The following is a 1,030-nucleotide window of genomic DNA, read 5'->3' as shown; positions in this document are numbered from 1 at the left end:
GGCGGCGATCCCGCTGCACGCGCTCGTCGTGCGCCGCCCCGCCCGCACCGGGCATCAGCCCGTCACCACCGAAGAGCGGACCGGAATCGTCAAGGACGCCACCCGGGCGCGGCCGTTCTGGCTGCTGGTGATCGCCTTCACCGCCAACGGCGGCGCGGCGGCGGTGATGGCCGTCCTGCTCATCACCTACCTCATCCACCTGGGCCACTCACCGGTCCTGGCCGCCACGCTGGCCGGGCTGCTGGGGGTGTTGTCGGTGACCGGCCGCCTGCTCACCACCGGCCTGCAACGCCGCCTGCCCGCCGCCCTCATCGCCGCCGCGATCTTCACCCTGCAGGGCGTCGCCGCCGCGCTGCTCCCGCTGGCCGGGCGCACGGTGCCAGGCGCCATCGGCTGCGTGCTCGGCTTCGGGCTCGGCTTCGGCATCGCCTCCATCACCCTGCCGCACCTGCTCCTGCGGCGCTACGGCAGCAGCGCTTACGCCTCGCTGTCGGGCCGCATCGCCGCCTTCTCCGTCGCCGACAAGGCACTGGCCCCGCTCGGCGCGGTCGCGCTGGCCCAGGCGGCCGGTTATGAGTGGGTGATGGCGGCCGTGGCGGTGGCCTGCGCCGTCGCCGCGGTCGCGCTGGTCGCCTACCACCGCGTATGATTTAGACGAATGTCAAAGCAGGGGAGTTGCCGTATGACCGCCGCCACCGCCCAGTGCTGCGCGCCGATCGCCCGCGAGCCACTGTCGGAGGATGACGCGGCCGACCTGGCGGTGATGCTCAAAGCCGTCGCCGACCCGGTCCGGCTGCGCCTGCTGTCGATGATCGGCTCGCACGCGGGCGGTGAGGCGTGCGTGTGCGATCTGACCCCCGCCTTCGACCTGAGCGGCCCCACCATCTCCCACCACCTCAAAGTGCTGCGGATGGCCGGGCTGATCGACTCCGAGCGCCGCGGCACCTGGGTCTACTACTGGATCGTCCCGGCCGCCGTCGCCCGCCTGGGTGCGCTGTTCACCCCGCTGGCCGAGTCCGCGAGCGTGTGA

2 protein-coding genes are annotated in these 1,030 nt (G+C 72.9%); both read left to right on the top strand.

The genetic code is table 11. The features are described 5' to 3' along the window. A partial coding sequence (locus ACSDR0_RS50780) for an MFS transporter (protein ID WP_435296162.1) occupies positions 1-649 on the top strand: 649 nt, incomplete at its 5' end. Positions 650-682: 33 nt separating this feature from the next. Continuing rightward, on the top strand, positions 683-1,030 hold the full coding sequence (locus ACSDR0_RS50775) for a metalloregulator ArsR/SmtB family transcription factor (protein WP_435296161.1): 348 nt from the start codon (positions 683-685) through the stop codon (positions 1,028-1,030).

The organism is Streptosporangium sp. G11 (assembly GCF_051192615.1).
Taxonomy (GTDB): domain Bacteria; phylum Actinomycetota; class Actinomycetes; order Streptosporangiales; family Streptosporangiaceae; genus Streptosporangium.
This window is presented reverse-complemented; position numbering and strand designations above follow the sequence as displayed.

What these genes read in the sequence shown, in the direction of transcription:
- ACSDR0_RS50775 (WP_435296161.1), top strand. Translation starts at nt 683, where the DNA reads ATGACCGCCGCCACCGCCCAGTGCTGCGCGCCGATCGCCCGCGAGCCA.